We start from the raw sequence: 20532 nt of genomic DNA on the forward strand, positions 1-20532 counted from the left end.
CCGAGGCGGTGGAGACCGGCGCTGGGCGCAGGCGTGTGCCGTCTCCCCCTCTGTCATCACGACCTGAGAGTTTCACCTGCCCCGCGAAGGGCGGCTTTCACCGTCGGTGAGACACGCCTGGCGGGCGCACCTGCTTTCCAGAGTCGCCTCGTCCGTGCGGTACAGGGTGCCTGAGAGATTCCGGGGAGGTTGCTCCTTCGGCGCCCCGGTCGTGCCGGGGTCTCTCCCGCACAGGGTCGTCAGCGAGATTTACTTTACCCCGTACGGCGCGCCCTGCGGCGGCGGGCCAGTTCATCGGCGTGGTGCCCGGCTAAAGGGTCGTCGCCGGTCTCCGCGCGCTCACTGGGGAGCTCCGCCAGGGAGCCCTCCACCTCCTGCCACACCCGGCCCAGCGCGATGCCGAACACGCCCTGGCCGCCCTGCAGGAGGTCGATGACCTCATCGGGCGAGGTGCACTCGTAGACGCTGACGCCATCGCTCATCAGAGTGATCTGGGCGAGGTCGGCGACCCCGCGGGAGCGCAGGTGATGGACGGCGATGCGGATCTGCTGCAGGGAGACGCCCGTGTCGAGCAGGCGCTTGACGACTTTCAGCACCAGGATGTCGCGGAAGCCGTACAGTCGCTGGGAGCCCGAGCCGTGCGCAGCCCTCACCGTGGGCTCCACCAGGCCGGTCCGTGCCCAATAGTCCAGTTGCCGGTAGGTGATCCCGGCAGCGGCACAGGCCGTAGGGCCTCGATAGCCGACGTCGGCGGGCAGGTTCACCGCCTGTCCCTCGAACAGCAGACCCTCTTCTCCGGCACGCTGGCGCGCCGACCGGCGCCGCACCGGATCATCCTGGCCGGCCGCCTTTCCTTCGCCGCTGCTGACCGCCACTGCGGACCTCCGGCTTTCTCTCATCCCATGGCCTGATCTGGGGGTTTGCACACGGCCATAGGTTCACTCGCACCGTAAGACTGGGACTCACCTCAGTCAACGACCCCACTCGGCGCGTCGTGAAGCGTAAATGCACCGAAATTCCTACCCCGCGCGGCCGAAGTCCTCCGGTGAGATCTGGTCAAGGAACTCCCTGAACTTCTCCACCTCGTCTTCCTGGCCCTCCTGGTCGTCCGGAATGATCACTCCGGCCTCGCGGACCACGTCCTCACTGGCGAAGATACGCGCACCGGTGCGCAGTGCCAAGGCGATCGAGTCCGAGGGACGGGCGCTCACCTCGACCCCGTTGGAGAACACCAGGTCCGCGAAGAAGATGCCCTCCCGGAGCGCGACGATGTTCACCGTGCGCAGCCCCACTCCGAGCGCGTCGAGCACGTCCCGGAACAAATCATGGGTGAGCGGCCGGGGGGGCGGCTCCTCCGCCTGCGCCATGGCAATCGCGGTCGCCTCAGTCATGCCGATCCAGATGGGCAGGTAGCGTTCCCCTTGCGTCTCTTTGAGCAGGACGATCGGCTGGTTGGAGGGCATCTCGACCCGAACGCCCACGACCTCCATCTGCAACACGGGCTGCTCCGTCTTTTCGCTGGGTTCCGACCGGTTCCTTCAACGTAACACCCGGGGGACGGCCGACGCCCCGCCAGGTCCTCTCACCTGCCCAGAATCTCACGCACACCGGAGCGGAGCAGGGACGCGTGCAGGTCCAGCAGGAGGCCGGATATCTCCCTCGCGGTCTCGTCGGCCCGATCGATGGCGCCCGGGGCGCGACGGCGCAGCAGGGGGGCGACGGCCTGCTCCACCAGCCCGGCCTCCCGCTCCGCCGCCGCCTTGACCGCCCGCAGGTGACGGGCGCGCAGGCCGAAGGCCGCCAGGGCGCCGACGCTGCGGGCCACGGCCAGCGCCTCGGCGTCGTAGTGGCGGGCCACCGCGGAGAGCAGGCCGTAGTCCTCGAGCTCGGCCAGGGTCTCCTCGTCGATCTCGGCGGCGGCCAGGAGCTCCTCCCGGCTGAGCCGGACCTCCGGGGTCGGATCCGCAGGCAGGGCGCGCGGCCGGGCGACCGGCCGCTCCTCGCGGTCGGCCGCCTCCAGCCGATCTTTGATCACCCGCAGCGGCAGGTAGCGGTCACGCTGCTCGCTGAGGATGTAACGCAACCGCTCGACGTCGGCATAGGTGAACTTCCGGTAGCCGGAGGGACTGCGCTCCGGCTCGATCAGCCCCTCGCCCTCCAGGAAACGGATCTTGGAGATGCTGACGTCGGGGAACTCGCCCTGCAGGAGGGCGAGGACCTCCCCGATGCTCATGTGCGCACGAGCGGCCTGGGGGCTCATCATCCTCCAGCGGTGCCGCGGGTGAGGAACACCAGGCGGAACTTGCCGATCTGCACCTCGTCCCCGCCGTAGAGCGGAGCCTCCTCGATCCGCTCACGGTTGACGTAGGTGCCGTTGAGGCTGCCGACGTCGCGGACGGTGAAGACACCGCCGCCGCGGCGGTAGAACTCCACGTGGCGCCGCGAGACCGTGATGTCGTCGAGGAAGATGTCGCTGTCCGGATGGCGGCCCACCGTGGTGAGGTCGCTGTCCAGGAGGAACCGGCTGCCGGCGTTGGGACCGCGCATGGCCACCAGCAGGGCCGTGCCCGGAGGCAACTGCTCGACGGCCTGCCGCTCGGCGAGAAGCGCCTCTCCCGTCTCCGCCTCGTATGCCTCGATCCCGGAGAGGGAGATCGTCGACGTGCTGTCTCCAGGGACCTCAGCTCTGGTCAGCGGCGCACCGCATCGAGAACAGAAACGGGCGTCCTCGGGGTTCGCATGACCGCACTGCGTGCAGTAGACGCTCGGCATCGATCGGCTCGGCCTCCTACCGCGAAGACGCGGCAACGGTGCTCGGGGATGCGCGCCTCGCTTCTTCGCTTCTCAAGTGTGTGTTCAAACTGCGAATGCCGCAACTTACGCTGCTGAGGCGCAAAGGTCAAGGCGAGCGGTCGACCGGGGTCGGTCGTGTCAAAACTACAGCCGGGCACGGTCCACGGTCTATATCTGTGTTCATGGCGACGCTGCGCGTCGCGGCTCGGGGGCTGATAACCGGTGCCTTCCCTCGTCGTGCTCCGTCGCTGCGCTCCCTCGCCCTCCTCAGTCCAGCGCACCGGCGCCCCCTCGCGGGCCCATGGCGACGCTGCGCGTCGCGGCTCGGGGGCTGATAACCGGTGCCTTCCCTCGTCGTGCTCCGTCGCTGCGCTCCCTCGCGGCCGTCGTCACGTTCCGGCGGCGTTCTCCACGACCTGGGCCCAGTGTTCCAGGAGCGCCTGGGCGGAGTCCGCGTCCGAGGCCTCCGCCCACAGGTGGGTGACGGCTTCGGAGGGGTCGGGCAGCACCAGCGCCCAGCCGCCGTCCTCGGCGACGACCCGCACGCCGTCGGTGGTGTCGACCCGGTAGCCCTCGGCGGCCTCGATGACGGAGCGCATCACCGCTCCCTTGGCCGCCCAGGGCGTCGGCACCGTACGGCGCAGCAGCCTGGCCGCGGGGATCCTGGCGTCGATTTGGCTGAGCGAGAGCCGGGTCCGGGCGACCAGCCCCAGCAGGCGCAGGAACACCGCCAGCCCGTCCACCGCGGGCCCGAACTCCGGCACGATGAACCCGCCGCGCCCGTCCCCGGCGAAGACCATGTCGTGCCCGCGCGAGGCGGAGGTGAGGGCGTCGATCGCGGTGGAGGTCCACTCGACCTGGACGCCGTGGAACCGGCAGACCTGCTCGGCCACGCGGGTGGTGGTCACCGGCAGCGCCACCCGGCCGCCCCGCCGCTCGGCCGCGACGAGGTCCAGCACGACCAGCAGGGCGCGCTCCTCACTGATCAGCTGACCCGCCTCGTTGACCAGCGCGACCCGTTCCCCCACCGGGTCGAACCGTACTCCGAACGCCGCCCTGGAGGAGCTGACGAGCTCCGACAGGCGTTGCAGGTCCCGGCGGCGCTCGGCGAAGGTCTCGGTGGGCGAGGCCTCGTCCAGCCTGTTGTTGACGGTCAGCACGTCCACGCCCACCCGGCCGAGGAGGCTCGGCAGCACCAGCGACGAGGTGCCGCCCGCGCAGTCGACCACGACCTTCATGTCGGCGTCGCGCACCCCGTTCATGTTCACGCAGCGCAGCAGCTCGTTCGTGTAGTCCTCGATCACCCGCGGGGGGAAGCTGAGCTCGGCGATCTCACCGGGGAAGGCGCGGCGGAACTCCTGGCGGGAGAAGACCCGCTCCAGCCTCCGCTGGGCGGACTGGGACAGGTCGGCGCCGCTCTCGTCCATGAAGACGATGTCCACGCTCTGCGGGTCGCCGGCGGTGGTGCGCAGGGCGATCCCGCCGACGGACCCGTCCTTGGCGGTGTGGAAGCGGGAGACCGGCAGCGGGACGGCCTCCAGGTCGAGCACGTCGATGGCGCTGGCGTTCAGGGCGCTGATCACGGCCCGTTTCAGGGCCCGGGCGGCCCGGGAGGAGTCACGGGAGGTGACGACCGAGGCGCCCTTCTTCAGGGTGGTCGCGTAGGCGCTGGCCAGCCGTACACACAGCTCGGGGGTGATCTCCACGTTGACCAGCCCGGAGACCCCGCGCGGGCCGAACAGGTTGCGCTGGCCCCTCGACTCCCAGATCACGCTGGTGTTGACCAGGGCGCCGGCCTCGACGGTCTTGAACGGGTAGATCTTGACCCCGGAGGAGACGTACGCCTCGGCCTCGATGATGCACTCGTCCCCGACGACGGCGTTCTCCTCGACCCGGGCGCCCGTCATCAGGTCGGTGTTCTTGCCGATGACGCAGCCGCGCAGGTTGGTGCTCGGTCCCACGTAGACGTTGTCGTGGACGACGGCGCGGTGCAGGAAGGCGCCCTCGCGGACCACCACGTTGCTGCCGAGCACGGTGTACTCGCGCAGCTCGGCCCCGGCCTCGACCTTGGCGTAGTCGCCGACGTAGAGGGGGCCCTTGAGGATCGCGTCGGGGTCCACCACGGCGCCCTCCGCCACCCAGACGCCGGGAGAGAGCTCGAAGGCCCCGATGTCCACCTTGACGCGGCCGGAGAGCACGTCGGCCTGGACCCGCATGTAGCTCTCGTGGGTGCCGACGTCCTCCCAGTAGCCGTCGGCCACGTAGCCGAAGAGCGCGGCCCCCCGCTCCAGCAGCCTCGGGAACACGTCCGCCGACCAGTCGACCGCCCCGGTCCCGGTGACCTCGTCGAGGACCTCGGGCTCCATCACGTAGACGCCGGTGTTGACGGTGTCGGAGAAGACCTGGCCCCAGGTGGGCTTCTCCAGGAACCGCTCCACCCGGCCCTGTTCGTCCACGATGACGATGCCGAACTCCAGCGGGTTGGGCACGCGCTTGAGACCGATGGTGACCAGGGCGCCGTTCTCGCGATGAAACTTGATCATATCGGTCAGGTCGATGTCGGTGAGCGCGTCACCGGAGATGACCAGGAAGGGCTCGTCGCGGAGCCGGTCGGCGGCGTTCTTGACGCTCCCCGCGGTGCCGAGCGGCCTCTCCTCCGTGGCGTAGTAGAGGTTCATGCCGAGCTCGTCGCCGTCGCCGAAGTAGTTGCGGACCAGCGCGGCCAGGAACTGCACGGTCACCACGGTCTCGGTGAGCCCGTGCCGTTTCAGCAGGCGCAGCACATGCTCCATGATCGGCCGGTTGACCACTGGGAGCAGGGGCTTGGGCTGGTTCGCGGTCATCGGCCTGAGCCGCGTCCCCTCACCGCCCGCCATCACGACGGCCTTCACAAATCACCTCTTACGGCGTTTTGGCTCCTTTAAGGAGTTGCCGCACCTGTACCCAATACAGCACCCCGGACCACCAGTACAGCCCAACACCCCAGATCGCCAGCGACCAGCCCACGATCCGGGCCGGGTCCCCGTACCACGCGTCGTGGTGGGCCAGGAAGAGCAGGGGGAAGGAGTAGAGCAGGTTGGCCGTGGCGGCCTTGCCCATGAAGTGCACCGGCAGCGCCGGGCCGTACCCGAGACGGCGCAGGATCGGCGGGATGCCCAGGAGCATCACGTCCCGGAGCGGGATGATCAGCGCCAGCCACCAGGGGATGATGTCGCGCAGGGCCAGGCCGAGCAGGGTGGCCAGGATGTAGAGCCGGTCGGCCAGCGGGTCGAGCAGCCGGCCGAGCTTGCTGGTCTGGTTCCACGCCCGCGCGAGCTTGCCGTCGAGCCAGTCGGAGAACCCGGCGAGCATCAGCAGCGCCACCGCCCAGCCGTCGGCCTTCGGGCCCAGCACCAGCCAGAGGAAGACCGGCACGCCGAGCAGCCTGGCCAGGCTCAGCGCGTTGGGAACCGTCCAGATCCGATCCTCGGTCCCCGGCACTTGCACGTTCACCCGCACATCTCCCCTCCCACAGCTGATAGTGACACTACTGCGTTGACGGTGACGCTTCGCATCGCGGCTCGGAAGGGGTGGTGATCGGGCCGGGGACCCGCTATGGTTTCCGCCGACCAACGCGGGAGCCCGGAGAACCGGGCTGAGAGGACGGCTGTGACGGCCGCCGACCGCCAGAACCTGCTCCGGATAATGCCGGCGAAGGGAGTTTGCGCGATGACTGACGCGCGTCCGTCCAGCTCCAAGATCTACCGGGGTGACCTGCGCGTTCCCATGCGCGAGGTACGGCTGACCAACGGGAGGTCGGTCACGCTCTACGACACCTCGGGGCCCTACACCGACCCGGCCGTGACGGTCGACGTCACGCGCGGCCTGCCACGCCTGCGCGAGGACTGGATCCTCGGCCGCGGCGACGTGGCGCGGTACGGCGGCCGCCCGGCCCGGCCCGCCGACGACGGCTACCGGGACCAGGACTCGTGGGCACGCGACCTGCGCTCCCTCGACGCGGTCTTCACCGGCGGCGACCACAGGCCGCTGCGCGCGGCGGGGGCGCCGGTGACCCAGCTCGCCTACGCGCGGCGCGGCCTGATCACCGAGGAGATGGAGTTCGTCGCGCTCCGCGAGGGCGTGACGCCGGAGTTCGTCCGCGACGAGGTGGCCGCCGGGAGGGCGATCATCCCGGCCAACGTCAACCACCCGGAGAGCGAGCCGATGATCATCGGCCGCAACTTCCTCGTGAAGATCAACGCCAACATCGGCAACTCCGCCGTGACCTCCACCATCGAGGAGGAGGTGGACAAGATGACGTGGGCGATCCGATGGGGCGCCGACACCGTCATGGACCTGTCCACCGGGCGCAACATCCACACCACCCGCGAATGGATCATCCGCAACTCCCCGGTCCCGATCGGGACCGTCCCGATCTACCAGGCGCTGGAGAAGGTGAACGGGCGGGCCGAGGACCTCTCCTGGGAGGTCTACCGCGACACCCTGATCGAGCAGTGCGAGCAGGGCGTGGACTACTTCACCGTCCACGCCGGGGTGCGCCTGGCCCACGTGCCGCTGACCGCGCGGCGCAAGACCGGCATCGTCTCGCGGGGCGGCTCGATCATGGCGGCCTGGTGCCTGGCCCATCACCGCGAGAGCTTCCTGTACGAGCACTTCGCCGACATCTGCGAGATCATGGTCGCCTACGACGTGGCGTTCTCCCTCGGTGACGGCCTGCGCCCCGGGTCGATCGCCGACGCCAACGACGAGGCCCAGTTCGCCGAGCTGCGGACACTGGGCGAGCTGACGAAGATCGCGCACGCGCACGACGTCCAGGTCATGATCGAAGGTCCCGGCCACGTCCCCATGCACAAGATCAAGGAGAACGTGGACCTGCAGCGCGAACTCTGCGACGACGCGCCGTTCTACACCCTCGGCCCGCTCACGACCGACATCGCCCCCGGCTACGACCACATCACCTCGGCCATCGGCGCGGCGATGATCGGCTGGTACGGCACCGCCATGCTCTGCTACGTCACACCCAAGGAGCACCTGGGACTGCCGAACCGGGACGACGTGAAGACCGGCGTGATCACCTACAAGATCGCGGCGCATGCGGCCGACCTCGCCAAGGGGCATCCGGGCGCGCAGGCCTGGGACGACGCGCTGTCCGACGCCCGGTTCGAGTTCCGCTGGGAGGACCAGTTCGACCTCTCCCTCGACCCGGACACCGCCCGCTCCTTCCACGACGAGACCCTGCCCGCCGCCCCGGCCAAGACCGCCCACTTCTGCTCCATGTGCGGGCCGAAGTTCTGCTCGATGAAGATCAGCAGGGACATCGCCGGCACGTACGGCGCCGCCATGGGCCTGCCCGCCGACGAGATCGAGGCGGGGATGCGGGCCAAGGCCGAGGAGTTCGCCGCCGGCGGCAACCGCCTCTACCTGCCCCTGGCCGACTGACGGGCGGCGGACCGCGGCCCGGAACCCGCCGGGCCGCGGTCCGCGTGTGCCCGGCCCTGTGGCGGCCTCCGGTCCGGGGTGACCTGTGTCGCATCGCCGCGGCTCCCCTCAGGCTCTTCTCCCCTGCGCCGATGGGGCGGGGACGGCTCCGCCGGGAGCGTCGTGCAGCCCACCGGGCTCCCATCGAAAAAGGACCTGTCGTGAACCCTCCCCTTGACCACGTCGCACAGCCCGTGGTGACCGTACGCCGCAACTCCCTGCGCAGCCGCTTCGCCGACCTGCGCATCAGCACCAAAATGCTCGTCGCCGTGGCTCTGGTGGCCGTCATGGCAGGCGTGATCGGGGTGACCGCGCTGAGCCGGATGTCGACGATGAACGACAACATGCAGATGATGGGGAGGGCCAACGCCAACCAGGCCCATCTGGGCGAGGTCCGCGCCCGGCTGACCGACATGTACAACACCTCCGTGGGGGCCGTCGTCGAGCCGAATCCCGAGAGGCGGGCCGAGCGCGTCCGGCAGGTCCATGACTTCACCGAGCAGGTGACCGCCGTGTTCGAGGCGTACAAGGCGGAGGTCGCGGGCTACCAGCCCCTGCGGCAGGACGTGGCCGCCTTCGAGAAGGCGTGGCAGGAGTTCTGGCCCCTGCGCGACGCCGTGATGTTCGGCGCGCCCCTGCCCGCCGGATCGGACGTGGACTCCGCGGCGGCCGCCGCCCGGCTCGGCGAGCTCTCCATGGAGCTCAACGTCCTCATGGACAACCTGGCGGGCAAGGAGCTGGAGGCGAGCAAGGCGATGGCCGCCGACGGCAACGCCAGCTACGACAGCGCCCGTCTCTCGGTCCTCGTGCTGCTGACGGTCGGCCTAGCGCTCTCCGTGGTCGTGGCGCTGCTGATCGCCCGCACGATGGTCGGCACGCTCCGCAAGCTGTCGCAGACCCTCGCCGCGATGGCCCGCGGGGACCTGACCCAGGCGGCCGAGGTGACCTCACGTGACGAGGTCGGCCAGATGGCGGTGGCGGTCAACCAGGCCAACGACTCCATCCGGCAGGCCATCGGCGCACTGGCCTCCAGCGCCGACACCCTGGCCGCCAGCTCCGACGAGCTGTCGGCGGTCAGCGACCGCATCGCGGCCAGCGCGGAGGATGCGTCCCTCCAGGCCGGCAACGTCGCCGCCGCGGCCGGCCAGGTCTCCTCCAACGTGCAGACCGTGGCCGCCGGGTCGGAGGAGATGGGCGCCTCCATCCGGGAGATCGCCCACAACGCCAACGAGGGCGCCAAGGTCGCCTCCCAGGCCGTGTCCGTGGCCGAGTCCACCAACGGGATCATCACCAAGCTGGGCGCCTCGTCGGCGGAGATCGGCAGCGTGATCAAGACCATCACGAGCATCGCCGAGCAGACCAACCTGCTGGCGCTCAACGCCACCATCGAGGCCGCCCGCGCCGGCGACGCCGGCAAGGGCTTCGCGGTGGTGGCCGGGGAGGTCAAGGACCTGGCCCAGGAGACCGCCAAGGCCACCGAGGACATCGCCCGGCGGGTGGAGGCCATCCAGGCCGACACCGAGAGCGCGGTGGCGGCGATCGGCGAGATCTCCACGATCATCGGCAGGATCAACGACTACCAGCTGACCATCACCTCGGCGGTGGAGGAGCAGACGGCCACCACCAACGAGATGAACCGCAACGTGGCCGACGCCGCCTCCGGCAGCGCCGACATCGCGGCCAACATCTCGGTGCTGGCCGGCGCCGCCCAGGTGACGGCCGAGGGCGTGGCCGACAGCCAGCGGGCCGCGGCCAACCTGGCCGAGCTCTCCACCCGCCTGCACGAGCTGGTCTCGCGCTTCCGCTACTGAGACGCGCCCGCGCCCGCCCCCGCCGGTATCGCGGCGGGGGCGGGCGACGGCACGCGGCCGGAAGCCCGGCTCAGGAACGCCGCACGGCGGCGCGGGGCGACCAGGCCCAGACGAGCACGGCCAGGGTGAGCCCGAACAGGGCCAGGCCGCTGGGCACGTGGGTGCCCAGAAGTTCCCAGGTGAAGTGCTGGCCCATGCCGATCAGGAACAGGCCCAGGCTGGCCAGCGCGGGCCAGCCCGCGCCGCGGCCCGGACGCCAGACCAGGACGGCCGCCACGATCTGCAGCAGGGCGATCAGGTGCACCACCATGCCCGCCATCACGTGCGTCTCGGCCAGCATTCCGTCCGCCGGCAGGGCCTGGCCCGCGGCGAGGAGGTCCTTGGCCTTCTGCACGGACTGCCCGGCGAAGGAGGCCGCGGCGACCAGCCCGGCCGCCTGGGCGACGACGAGGACGCGCAGGGCGTACAGGAGTCCGGAGGGGACGGGGCGGCCCTGTCCGGCGGCGGTGGGGCCTGAGGTGACGACCTCCTGCATGGGATGTGTCCTTCCTTGCGGTGAGCTGTTGGGAGCACATCGTGTCCGCCGGCGGCCCGCCGCGTCGTCAGCCTGCGGGCTGACCTCCCGGTCCGCCCCTCGGGGGATTTCGTACCGGCCGGAACCCCGCGTCGACCAGCCCGATCCGATGGGCGACCACCGCCGCCTGGATGCGATTGCGCAGCCCCAGCTTCTCCATGGCGGTGGAGACGTGGGTCTTGACGGTGGTGACGCCGACGTGCAGGGCATCGGCGATCTCGGCGTTGGACAGCCCCGTCCCGACCAGGGCCAGCACCTCCAGTTCCCGCTCGGTGAGCCCGGCCGGGACCCGCGGGGCCTCCTGCTCCTCGGCGGCCAGGGCACGTTCCACCACGCGGCGCAGCACCGAGGGGGCCAGCAGCGGCTCCCCGGCCGCGGCCCGGCGCACGGCGTCGACCATCCGTTCCGGCTCGTCGTCCTTGACCAGGAACCCGATCGCCCCGGCGCGCAGGGCGGCGTAGACGTTCTCATCTTCGGCGAAGGTGGTGAGGATCACGATCCGTGCGGCGGGCCAGGCGCCGAGGATCCGCCGGGTGGCCTCCAGCCCGTCCGTCCTCGGCATGCGCAGGTCCATCAGCAGCACGTCGGGGCGGAGCCGTTCCGCCAGTTGCACGGCCTGGGTCCCGTCGACCGCCTCGCCGCACACCTCCATCTCCCCCGCGGCCTCGAGCAGCATCCGCACACCCGCGCGTACCAGAGCCTGGTCGTCGGCGACGACGACCCGGATCACCGGAGCCACTCCGCCGGCTGCGCGGCCCCCGGCCCGTTCTGCTCCCCCACGGACTCCCCTTTCTCCTCCTCCCGCCGCCAAGGCAGGATCCTGCGCTGCGGTGTCATACCACACGAGTGACCGGCTCGCTCAAGTGGAAGCGTCGCGGCCAGCCGCCATCCCCCGGCCCCGTCGGGTCCCGCGGACAGGTCCCCGCCCAGCGCGCGGGCGCGCTCGCGCATGCCCGCGATGCCCTGTCCCGAGGAGGGCAGCGCGTCGCGGAGCCCTCCCCGGGGTTCCGTGTCCGCTCCGGGCGCGTCACCGGGCGGCGGGCCGCTGAGCACGTCCACCTCGAGCGCGTCCTCGGTGACTCTCAGCTCCACCAGCGCCGAGGTGCCCGGGCCCGAGTGCTTGAGCACGTTGGTCAGGCCCTCCTGGACGATCCTGGCGGCCGAGGCGCGGGTCACCAGGGGGACGAGCTCGGCCTCGGGAGTGGCGCGGAGCTCGGCCCTGAGGCCGGCGGCGTTCATCCGCTCCACCGCGTCGCGGACCACCTCCTCGGGTGCGGCGACCGGAAGGTGGGCCAGTTCGGGGTCGCGGAGCACGTTGAGCAGGCCGCGCAGGTCCTCCAGGACCTGGTGCCCGGTGGCGCGGATGTCGGAGAGCGCCTCGGCGACCGGTCCCGACGGCGCGGCGTACTGGGCGGCGCCGGCCCGCAGCACCATGGCGCCGACGTGGTGGGCCACGATGTCGTGGACGTCGCGGGCGATCCGCTCACGCTCGGCCAGCAGGTCGGCGCGGGCGCGTTCGGCGGACAGCTGCCGGGCCTCCTCGGCCATGGCCAGTTGCAGGTCGGCGGCGTCCTTGCGGACACCGAGGTAGCGGCCGATGATGATCGGCGCGGCCACCATGGCCAGCAGCGCGGCGATCCGCGTCGGGGTCACCTCCGACATCTCGTCACCGACGATGTTCAGGGCGGTCACCGCGGTGGCCAGGAGGTAGGCGACGGCGGTCCAGGACCACGAGGCCCGCGTGGCGAACACGCCGAGGGTCACCAGGAAGAGTCCCTGGAGCGAGTTCGCGGCGAACCCCGCGTCCGGGCCGGCCAGGAGCACCAGCATGCCCTGCAGGGCGAACGCCGTACCCGGGAGTCTGCGGACCAGCCCGGCGGTGAGCCCGCAGCCGATCACGAACCAGCCCACCGCCCAGACCGGCCACGGGCCGTCGCTCCACTTCGTCCAGGTGTCCAGGACCATGAAGGCCACCCCGCCGCCGGCCAGGAGCAGGTCGAGGACGGGCCGGCGCCCGCCGCCGGCCACGGGCTCGATGGGGTTGCGCAGGTAGCGGCCGACGATGACCGGGATGACGGCCATCCCGGTGGGGAAGTACCAGGTGCCGGTCGTGAACGCGACCCCCGGATCGGCGAGGTTGACGGCGGTGGCGGCCCCGGCCAGCACCGCGCCGAGCACGATCCGCCACCATGTGCCTCGATAGGCCAGAACCCCCACGGCGAGCGGGATCAGGGTCTGCACGGTGTTGTCGGCCGCGAAGAAGCCGGCCATGTCGCAGAGGATCAGCAGTCCCGACTGGTAGACGCAGACCGCCAGCGGCCGGTGCAGAACGAACCCCATGGGAAGCCCCGCCAGCAACGACAGGCCGATCATGGCCGGCCAGGGCATCGATCCTCCGGTCTTGCCCGAGACGAACAGGCCGAGGGCGACCCCGGCGAGCGCCAGGAGGCCGCCGGGCATCCGATGGCGCGGCCTCGTCTCCCGGTCCCGATCGCGGTCTCGCTCCCCGTCCCGGTCTCGCTCCCGGACCCGGTCTCGCTCCCGGACCCGGTCTCGTTCCCGGACCGCGGAGTGCGCGGGCGGCACCGCCTGCGCCCGGCCGGAGGGGGGAGGGACCCGTATCCGATCGGAGGACGGCACAGGCTGCGCGTCCGGTGCCTGATCATGGGACTTCATAGGCGAAAGGTATCCCGCTCCGCACGGGCCTCCATCCTTCCCCAGGAGGGGCCGCCTCCTCCTAGTGGCCGGAAGATCGGCCAAACGGCTGGGTCGTAAACGGCAAAAGAGACCTTAATCTTCACTCCATGGCCAATGACACCACGCTCTTCCTGGGGCAATGGATGCGCGCCCCGGGAACCACCGGGGCGGTGGCGCCGAGCTCGCGCAGGCTCGCCGAGACGGTGACCGCCCCGGTTCCCCAGCGGGGCGAGCCCGTGATCGTCGAGCTCGGTCCCGGCACGGGCGCGTTCACCGCCGAGATCCAGCGGCGCCTGGGCGGGCGGGGGCACCACCTCGCGGTCGAGATCAACCCGAGGCTGGCGGACTTCCTCTCCGCCCGCCATCCGGGGGTGGACGTCACGGTCGCCGACGCGGCGAAGCTGCCGCAGCTGCTCTGGGAGCGCGGACTCGACCAGGCCGACGTGATCGTGAGCGGGCTCCCGTGGGCCGCGTTCTCCGAGAGAACGCAGACCTCCCTGCTCGACGCGGTCGCCGCGGTCATGGGCCCGAACTCCGCGTTCACCACCTTCGCCTACAGCTTCGCCAAGCCGTTCCCTCCGGCGCGGCGCTTCCGGCGGCGCCTGCACGACTCCTTCGAGGAGGTCGTCACGGGCCGCACGGTGTGGGGCAACCTTCCGCCGGCCTTCGTCTACCACGTGCGCCGGCCCCGTCCGTAGGCCCCCGCCGGAAGGGTCCGCCGAAACCCTCGCCCCAGAACCGAACTTCATTCTACGATTGCGCGTGCAACGGGATTGGAGTTGATCAGGGTGGACTTCACGCTTCCGGAGAGCGCACTCGCCGTCCAGCGCGGCATCGCCGATATCTGTTCCCGCTACGACCTCGACTACTGGCAGCGTTGCGAGGCTGAGAAGCGCTGGCCGGAAGAGGTCTGGGCGGACCTGGCCAAGGGCGGCTGGCTGGGCCTGGCCGTCCCGGAGGAGTACGGCGGAGGCGGCCAGGGACTGCTGGAGCTGGCCGTGGCCACCGAGACCCTCTCGGCGTCCGGCTCCGCGGGCGGGTCGGCGTTCACCTACGTCCTCACCCCCGGCTTCGGCGCGATGACCCTGGCCCGGCACGGAACCGCACGACAGCGCGCGGAGCTGCTGCCCGGGCTCGCCACCGGCGAGATCGAGACCTGCTTCGCCCTGACCGAGCCGGACGCCGGTTCCAACGCGCTGGGCATCTCCACCTTCGCCCGGCGCGACGGCGACGAGTTCGTCGTCAGGGGCCAGAAGATCTGGATCACCGGGGTGCAGCGCGCCACCTGGATGCTCCTGGTCACCCGTACCGTCCCGGCCGCCGAGGCCAGGCCGCGCACCCACGGCATGACCGTCCTGCTGGTGAACGTGCCCGAGGCCGTGGCCGCCGGGCAGCTCTCCTTCCAGCCGATCCCCAAGATGGGCGCCAACACCACCCCGTCGAACATGGTCTTCATCGACGACCTGCGGGTGCCGGCCGCGAACGTCGTCGGCGAGGTCGACCAGGGCGCCGTGGTGCTGTGGGACATCCTCAACCCCGAGCGCATCCTGCTGGCCGCCTCCGCCCTCGGCGGCGCGGAGGTGGCGCTGAAGGTGGCCGTGCAGTACGCCAGGGAGCGTGAGGTCTTCGGCCGCCCGATCGGCGCCAACCAGGCCATCGCCTTCCCCCTCGCCCAGGTCAAGGCCAAGATCGAGCTGGCCAGGCTGATGCTCTACAAGGCCGCCTGGCTCTTCGACCGCGAGCAGCCGTGCGGGACCGAGGCCAACATCGCCAAGCTGACCGCCTCCCAGGCGGCCTGGGAGGCGGCCGATCACGCCTTCCAGACCCACGGCGGCATGGCCTACTCCCTGGAGTATCCGGTCGCCCGCCTGCTGGCCGACGCCCGCATCGGCAAGGTCGCCCCGGTCACCGAGGAACTGCTGCTCAACTATCTCGCCACCCAGGTGCTCGGGCTGCCCCGGAGCTTCTGAGGTGATTGCGCCGCGGGCCCGGCGGGCGGACCATGGGCTGGTCCGGAAGCGAACGCGAAGGAACGCGAAGGAGCGTCCATGTCCGCCTACGCCAGCACCGTGATCAACGCACCGGCCGACGAGGTGTGGGACTACCTGAGGGACTTCGGCAACCTGGCCGAGTGGCTGCCCGGGGTCACCAGCTGCGAGATCGAGGGAGCCGGGACCTCCGAGCCCGGCGCGATCCGGCGGGTCGAGGGTGCCGGAGGCCTGTTCCGGGAGCGGCTGGTCGTCCTCGACGACGCCTCCCGGACGGCGACCTACGAGATCGTCGAGTGCCCCCTGCCGGTCCGCGACTACCGGTCCACCTACCGGGTCGCCCCGGTCACCGACAGCGGCCAGTCCTTCGTCGAGTGGTCGGCCGCCTTCACCTCCGACGACGAGGCGAGGATGACCAAGATCTTCACCCGCGGCGTCTTCGAACCCGGCTTGGCCGCCCTGCGCAAGCTCTTCTGACGCTCCCCGCCGGTCACCTCCGCCTCCCCCGGGTGACCAGCATGCCGACCGCCGCCAGCCCGGCGGGCACCAGCAGGTACGGCCCGCAGGCGGCCAGCAGCACCACGGTGAAGGCCGTGGCCACGACGGCGACCCGGCGCCCGGCTCCGGACAGCAGCCGGGCCGCCGCGGCGACCCCCACCGCGGTGACCGCCGCCAGGCAGGCCGAGGTGGCGCGCATGAGCGGGTCGAGCCCGATCCCGGAGGCCACGGCCGCGGCCGTGAGCGCGCCGGACAGCACGGCCAGCAGGGCGAGGCTGCGGTGCGGCACCCGGCCGGGGGCCGCACCGCGGGCCAGCGGGGCGGGCAGGGCCCCGTCGCGGGCCAGCGCGGCGCCGAGCCGCGCGCCCCCGGCGATGTAGGTGTTGATCGCGCCGAAGCTCAGCAGCACCGCCGCCCCGGCGGTGACCGGTCCGGCCAGGCTCCCGGCGCCCTCCTGCAGCAGCAGCGCGAGCGGGACCGGCGAGGTGGCCGCGCGGGGACCGAGCACGCCGACCGTGGCCACGGCCAGCCCCAGGTAGAGCACGCCGACGACCGCCAGGGTGAGGACCGTCGCGCGGGCCAGGTGGCGGCGGGGGTCGGCGAACTCGGCCGACAGGTGGCTGGCCGCCTCCCAGCCGACGAAGGCGAAGAACAGCACCCCGGCGGCCCGGGCGATCCCCTCCCAGCCGTACGGGGCGAACGGCGTGAAGTTGCCGGGCCGTACGGCGGGCAGGGCCGCCGCGACGGCGGCGACCAGGAGCGCGGCGAGCAGCCCGGCCAGGAGCAGCTGCACCCCTCCCGAGAAGCGCAGCCCGGCGTGGTTGGCGGCGAACGCCGCGGCCAGCAGCCCGCAGGTCAGCGCCACCGTCCCGGTGTCGCCGAGCCCCAGCGCGGGGGCGACGTACCCGGCGCCGATCATGGCTCCGGCCGGCGCCCCGACCGGGATCGCGAAGTAGAACCACCAGCCGGTCACCGCCGACGTCCGGGGGCCGAAGGCCCGCGCGGCGAACGTCGCCGCCCCGCCGCCGTCGGGGAACCGCCCGCCCAGCGCGGCGAAGGTCAGCCCGACCGGCACGCTGAGCGCCAGCAGCGCGACCCAGGCCACGATCGAGGCCGGTCCGGCCGCGGACGCGGCCAGGTGCGGCAGGGCGAGCACGCCCGGCCCGAGCACCCCGCCCAGGAGCAGCGCCGTCCCCTGCGCGGTCCCGATCCGCGCCCCCGGTCCGGCCGTCCCGGGGTACCCGGTCTCCGTTTCGCACGTCGTTCCCGACATCGGCCACCCTTCTCCGCATCGATCGGCGACAGGGATGAAAGGTAACCAGTTGATCGCTTGAATGGTTTCCTTATCGAACGAATGATTGCAATCAGGGCAGAATTACCGTCATGGACGAACTTGATGCGGAAATCATCCGGCTTCTCCAGACGGATGCGCGGCAATCGAACCGCGAGCTCGCCCGGGCCCTGGGCGTCGCCCCCTCGACCTGCCTGGAGCGGGTGCGCGCGCTCACCCGGCGGGGTGTGATCCGCGGCTACCACGCCGACATCGACCACGCGGCGCTCAACCGGGGGGTCCAGGCGATGGTCTCGGTCCAGGTCCGCCCGCTGAGCCGGACCGTGATCGAGACGTTCAAGGACTCCGTCAGCCGCCTGCCCCAGGTGCTGAGCGTGTTCGTGCTGGCGGGCGGCGACGACTTCCTGCTCCATGTCGCCGTACAGGACCTGGAGCACCTCCACGGTTTCCTGCTCGACGAGCTCAGCCAGCGCCGCGAGATCGCCGGGTTCCGCACCTCGGTGATCTTCCAGCGGGTGCAGAAGACCGTTGTCGGCCGGCTGCCCGCCCCCTGAGAGACGGTTCCGGCCGCCGCCGCCCGCGCCGGGACGGTCCCGGCACGGGCGGCCCGGCCGTCGTCAGGTGAAACGCGGCGGGCGCTTGTCCCGTACGGCCTGCAGGCCCTCGGCCACGTCCGGCCCGGTGAAGCCGAGGAACTCCATGGCCAGCGAGGCGTCGAAGGACGGTCCGGCCAGCCGGAGCCAGTTGTTCAGGGAGTACTTGGTCAGGCGGATCGCCTCGGCCGACCCCGCCGCCAGGCGGGAGGCGATCTCCAGCGCCCGCTCGTGCACCCGGTCGTCGTCGACGCAGAGGCTGACCAGGCCCATCGCCTCGGCCTGCGCGCCGGTCACCGGCTCGCACAGCAGCAGGTGGTACTTGGCCTTGGCCAGACCGCACAGGAGCGGCCAGATGATCGCCGCGTGATCGCCCGCCGCGACGCCGAGCCGGGTGTGCCCGTCGATGATCCTCGCGTTCCGCCCGGCGACCGAGATGTCGGCCAGCAGGGCGACCGCGAGCCCGGCGCCGACCGCCGGGCCCTGGATCGCCGAGACGATCGGCTTGGAGCAGTTGAGCACGTTGTAGACGATGTCGCGGGCCTCGGCGAAGACGCGCATGCGCGTGCCGTGGTCGCGCATCATCTCCTCGATCATCGACAGGTCGCCGCCCGCGGAGAACGCCTCGCCCTCCCCCCGGACGACGACGGCGCGCACGTCGTCGTCGCGGTCCGCCTCGCGCCAGATCTCGGCCAGCTCGCGGTGGCCGGTCATGTCCACCGCGTTCAGCCTGCGTGGTTCGCTGATCACGATCCGGAGCACCCCGTCGGCCGCCCAGTCGACCTTCAGCTTCTCGTAACCCTTCACCTGACACCACCCCTCATCCGACGGACGCCCGTCGCCCGGACACCCTTCGCGTGAACGTTCCTCACCCGAACGCCTCCTTCAGCCGCGCGGCGGCGTACTCGCGCGCCTCGATCGCCTGGTCGAAGAAGCCGGGCAGGCCGAAGAAGCCGTGGACGGCGCCGGCGTAGCGCCGCAGCTCCACCGGGACCCCGGCCTCGGCGAGCCGGGCGGCGTAACTCTCGCCCTCGTCGCACAGCGGGTCGCACTCGGCGGTGATCACCGTGGCGGGGGCCAGGCCCGCCTTGTCGGCCAGGCGGAGCGGGGCCAGCCGGGGGTCGGCCGGGTCTCCGCCGTACTGCGCGACGAACCAGGCCATCTCGTCGGCGCCGAGCCCGAACCCGGTGGCGTAGGCGCGGTAGCTCGGGGTGTCCATCGCCACGTCGAGCACCGGGTAGACCAGGACCTGGTGGGCCAGGCGGAGCCCGGCGTCCCTGGCCAGCCAGGCGGCGACGGCCGCGACGTTCCCGCCCGCGCTGTCGCCGCACACCGCGATCCGCTCCGGGTCGGCGCCGTACGCCCCGGGACGGGCGAAGACGTCCCGGACCGCGGTCCACGCGTCGTCGGCCGCGGCCGGGAAGGGGTGCTCGGGGGCGAGCCGGTAGTCCACCGAGACGACCACCGCGCCGTTGCGCGCGGCCAGGTCGCGGGCGAGGGCGTCGTTGCGGGCGACGCTGCCGAAGACCCACCCGCCGCCGTGGAAGTAGACGATCGCGGGCAGCGGGCGTCCGTCCTCCTCGGGCCGGTAGATCCGGACCGGCACGCCGCCGGCGGTGTCGTCCCGCACGACCGGCAGCGGCACGGCCGGGCCGCGCTGCTCGGCGAACCCGTCCAGGGTCCGCATCCGGGCGATCGCCTCGGGGGTGAGCTCGGACAGCGGCGTGCCGAGATCGGTGGGGAACAGTTTCAGGTAGGCCTCGGCCTGGGGGTGCAGCGCCATGATCGCACGATACCCGTCGCAGGCGCCCAGGTCAGCGGGCCCGCTCCCCGGCCGGAGGACACCCCGCGCCCGAACACGGCGGCCGGAGGACGTCCTGCGCCCGGACGCCGCAGCCGGAGGACACTCCGCGCCCGGACGCCGTGGTCAGCGGGCGGCCTCGACCAGCGCCTCGACGAGCCGGTTGTCCGGCTCCCGCTCGGGATGCCACTGGACGCCGACGCAGAACCGGTGGCCCTGGAGCTCGATGCCCTCCACGATCTGGTCGTCGGCCCAGGCGACGGCGAGCAGGCCGGCGCCGAGCCTCTTGACGGCCTGCCGGTGCGGCGCCGTCACCTCGACGCGGTCGCCGAGCGCCTTGCCCAGCTTGCTGGAGACGCTGATCTGGATGTCGTGGGCGCGCCCGCCCTCCGCGTGCCGGTCGTGGTCGACCACGTCGGGCAGCCACGGGATCAGGGAGCCGCCCTGGGAGACGTTGAGGACGTGCATGCCCCGGGCGACGGCCAGCAGCGGCAGGTCGGACTCCACGGCCGCGCGGGCCAGGGCCAGTTCGGAGCGGTCGCGGTGGGCCTGGGGCTCCTCGGCCCGCTCCTCGCGGGGGGCGCCGTACAGGCCGGGGTCGAGCTCGACGCCGCCGGCCAGGATGAGGCCGGACAGTCCGCGCACGTAGTCACCGGTCGCGGACGGGCCGAGCGGCGGCAGCAGGACGGGGGCGCCGCCCGCCTTCTCGACCGCGCGGGCGTACGCCGGAGGGGAGAGGACGGCCTCCCGGACCCAGTTGCCCCACCGGGCGGCTTCGAGGTAAGCGGTGATACCGATCAGGGGACGGGACATGCGATCTCCAGGGGCCGTGCGCAAGGTCGTGCCACCCGTGCCGGCGGCACCCCTCCCTCCAGTAGCAATCCCATAATGGCGTACGCCATTTCCCCCATGTCACGTATCCCAAGTATCAGTGTCGTCTCGTCGGGAACCGACCCCGATCGGCACCGGGGCGAGGTTGCGTCATCGATGCCGGTTCGGCCGCCGTCG

19 protein-coding genes and 2 riboswitches are annotated in these 20532 nt (G+C 71.8%); of the genes, 6 read left to right on the top strand and 13 right to left on the bottom strand.

The window, feature by feature from the left end; genetic code table 11:
- Positions 1-147 precede the first annotated feature (147 nt).
- A riboswitch (glycine riboswitch) is annotated at positions 148-239 on the bottom strand.
- Positions 240-254: 15 nt separating this feature from the next.
- The 6 genes from IEZ08_RS19565 to clsA form a co-directional block, all read right to left on the bottom strand.
- Positions 255-875: a MerR family transcriptional regulator gene (locus tag IEZ08_RS19565; protein WP_068923481.1), complete on the bottom strand. Its 621-nt coding sequence runs from the start codon at positions 873-875 to the stop codon at positions 255-257.
- Positions 876-1019: 144 nt separating this feature from the next.
- Complete coding sequence (locus IEZ08_RS19570; RefSeq protein ID WP_141703955.1) at positions 1020-1499, bottom strand: bifunctional nuclease family protein; 480 nt, start codon at positions 1497-1499, stop codon at positions 1020-1022.
- A gap of 83 nt (positions 1500-1582) precedes the next feature.
- Complete coding sequence (gene ftsR / locus IEZ08_RS19575; RefSeq protein WP_229803295.1) at positions 1583-2233, bottom strand: transcriptional regulator FtsR; 651 nt, start codon at positions 2231-2233, stop codon at positions 1583-1585.
- A gap of 26 nt (positions 2234-2259) precedes the next feature.
- Positions 2260-2772, bottom strand: coding sequence for a double zinc ribbon and FHA domain-containing protein (locus IEZ08_RS19580; RefSeq protein WP_068923479.1), 513 nt, complete (start codon positions 2770-2772; stop codon positions 2260-2262).
- A 410-nt stretch (positions 2773-3182) separates the two neighbouring features.
- Entirely contained in the window at positions 3183-5684 is a 2502-nt protein-coding gene (locus IEZ08_RS19585; protein WP_068923478.1) for a mannose-1-phosphate guanyltransferase, read from the bottom strand.
- A 10-nt stretch (positions 5685-5694) separates the two neighbouring features.
- Complete coding sequence (clsA, locus tag IEZ08_RS19590; protein WP_068923477.1) at positions 5695-6285, bottom strand: cardiolipin synthase ClsA; 591 nt, start codon at positions 6283-6285, stop codon at positions 5695-5697.
- A 111-nt stretch (positions 6286-6396) separates the two neighbouring features.
- A riboswitch (TPP riboswitch) is annotated at positions 6397-6509 on the top strand.
- On the opposite strand from clsA, the gene thiC reads away from it, so the two are divergent.
- Together thiC and IEZ08_RS19600 are read left to right on the top strand one after the other, a co-directional pair.
- Complete coding sequence (gene thiC / locus IEZ08_RS19595) at positions 6502-8232, top strand: phosphomethylpyrimidine synthase ThiC (RefSeq protein ID WP_203863453.1); 1731 nt, start codon at positions 6502-6504, stop codon at positions 8230-8232. Its footprint overlaps the riboswitch before it by 8 nt.
- A 200-nt stretch (positions 8233-8432) precedes the next feature.
- Positions 8433-10082: a HAMP domain-containing methyl-accepting chemotaxis protein gene (locus tag IEZ08_RS19600; protein WP_218061708.1), complete on the top strand. Its 1650-nt coding sequence runs from the start codon at positions 8433-8435 to the stop codon at positions 10080-10082.
- Between the two features lie 70 nt (positions 10083-10152).
- Here IEZ08_RS19600 and IEZ08_RS19605 read toward each other — a convergent pair whose 3' ends face one another.
- The 3 genes from IEZ08_RS19605 to IEZ08_RS19615 all read right to left on the bottom strand — a co-directional run bounded on the left by IEZ08_RS19605 (position 10153) and on the right by IEZ08_RS19615 (position 13116).
- Positions 10153-10617 carry a hypothetical protein gene (locus tag IEZ08_RS19605; protein WP_068923474.1) on the bottom strand — a complete coding sequence of 155 codons (465 nt, stop codon included), beginning with the start codon at positions 10615-10617 and terminating at the stop codon, positions 10153-10155.
- A 67-nt stretch (positions 10618-10684) separates the two neighbouring features.
- Positions 10685-11386: a response regulator gene (locus IEZ08_RS19610; RefSeq protein ID WP_068928788.1), complete on the bottom strand. Its 702-nt coding sequence runs from the start codon at positions 11384-11386 to the stop codon at positions 10685-10687.
- Entirely contained in the window at positions 11383-13116 is a 1734-nt protein-coding gene (locus IEZ08_RS19615) for a sensor histidine kinase (protein WP_084780081.1), read from the bottom strand. Before IEZ08_RS19615 ends, IEZ08_RS19610 begins: the two co-directional genes overlap by 4 nt.
- A gap of 344 nt (positions 13117-13460) precedes the next feature.
- On the opposite strand from IEZ08_RS19615, the gene IEZ08_RS19620 reads away from it, so the two are divergent.
- The 3 genes from IEZ08_RS19620 to IEZ08_RS19630 all read left to right on the top strand — a co-directional run bounded on the left by IEZ08_RS19620 (position 13461) and on the right by IEZ08_RS19630 (position 15818).
- Positions 13461-14051, top strand: coding sequence for a class I SAM-dependent methyltransferase (locus tag IEZ08_RS19620; protein WP_068923473.1), 591 nt, complete (start codon positions 13461-13463; stop codon positions 14049-14051).
- 90 nt (positions 14052-14141) lie between these two features.
- A complete protein-coding gene (locus IEZ08_RS19625) occupies positions 14142-15323 on the top strand; it encodes an acyl-CoA dehydrogenase family protein (RefSeq protein WP_068928787.1) in 1182 nt (393 codons plus the stop codon).
- Positions 15324-15401: 78 nt separating this feature from the next.
- Positions 15402-15818, top strand: coding sequence for an SRPBCC family protein (locus IEZ08_RS19630; RefSeq protein ID WP_068923472.1), 417 nt, complete (start codon positions 15402-15404; stop codon positions 15816-15818).
- A 13-nt stretch (positions 15819-15831) separates the two neighbouring features.
- Here the strand turns inward: IEZ08_RS19630 and IEZ08_RS19635 are convergent, their stop codons facing one another.
- Entirely contained in the window at positions 15832-17112 is a 1281-nt protein-coding gene (locus IEZ08_RS19635) for an APC family permease (RefSeq protein WP_084780080.1), read from the bottom strand.
- A gap of 110 nt (positions 17113-17222) precedes the next feature.
- On the opposite strand from IEZ08_RS19635, the gene IEZ08_RS19640 reads away from it, so the two are divergent.
- A complete protein-coding gene (locus tag IEZ08_RS19640) occupies positions 17223-17684 on the top strand; it encodes an Lrp/AsnC family transcriptional regulator (RefSeq protein WP_068923471.1) in 462 nt (153 codons plus the stop codon).
- Between the two features lie 63 nt (positions 17685-17747).
- Here IEZ08_RS19640 and IEZ08_RS19645 read toward each other — a convergent pair whose 3' ends face one another.
- The 3 genes from IEZ08_RS19645 to IEZ08_RS19655 all read right to left on the bottom strand — a co-directional run bounded on the left by IEZ08_RS19645 (position 17748) and on the right by IEZ08_RS19655 (position 20337).
- Entirely contained in the window at positions 17748-18530 is a 783-nt protein-coding gene (locus IEZ08_RS19645) for an enoyl-CoA hydratase/isomerase family protein (RefSeq protein WP_068923470.1), read from the bottom strand.
- Positions 18531-18591: 61 nt separating this feature from the next.
- Positions 18592-19506: an alpha/beta hydrolase gene (locus IEZ08_RS19650; RefSeq protein ID WP_068923469.1), complete on the bottom strand. Its 915-nt coding sequence runs from the start codon at positions 19504-19506 to the stop codon at positions 18592-18594.
- A 144-nt stretch (positions 19507-19650) separates the two neighbouring features.
- Positions 19651-20337: a gamma-glutamyl-gamma-aminobutyrate hydrolase family protein gene (locus IEZ08_RS19655; protein WP_068923468.1), complete on the bottom strand. Its 687-nt coding sequence runs from the start codon at positions 20335-20337 to the stop codon at positions 19651-19653.
- Between the last annotated feature and the right edge of the window lie 195 nt (positions 20338-20532).

Source organism: Planobispora rosea, from assembly GCF_014648175.1.
Classification (GTDB): Bacteria; Actinomycetota; Actinomycetes; order Streptosporangiales; family Streptosporangiaceae; genus Planobispora; species Planobispora rosea.